The organism is Mesorhizobium sp. M8A.F.Ca.ET.181.01.1.1, assembly GCF_004792025.1.
In the GTDB taxonomy this organism is placed as follows: domain Bacteria; phylum Pseudomonadota; class Alphaproteobacteria; order Rhizobiales; family Rhizobiaceae; genus Mesorhizobium.
In genome coordinates this window covers 1-309 of the sequence record NZ_SRTV01000024.1, presented here as the reverse complement: position 1 = coordinate 309, position 309 = coordinate 1, and the positions used below count along the sequence as shown (strand labels likewise).

The 309-nt window shown below is 65.0% G+C and carries 1 pseudogene; it reads right to left on the bottom strand.

Going from position 1 to position 309, the window contains the following annotated elements:
- Positions 1-309 (bottom strand): annotated as a pseudogene (locus tag EN824_RS33095) (RTX toxin); the annotation flags it as partial.

Below are 309 nucleotides of genomic sequence, written 5' to 3'. Positions count from 1 at the left end.
TGGCGAAGCGCGTGTCATTGATGCTGTAGGTGACGGTCGAGCCCGCGTCGGGATCGGTGGCCGATGCTGTGATCCCGGTGGCTGCCCCCGCCGCGGCGAGTTCGGCGATCTGGTTGGTGGTGGGATCGGCGTCGGGCGGTGCGTTGAAGGCTACCGGATTGCCGGATCCTGGCAGCAGATATTCGATGTGCAGCAGCGGTGCGCTGGCCGGATTGTATTCGTAGGAATCGGCCGTGCGCGTGCCAGTGCCGCTGACCAAAAATGCCATGTCGTTGAGCGCGGCCCAGCCCGAGCGGTTGACGATCTCCT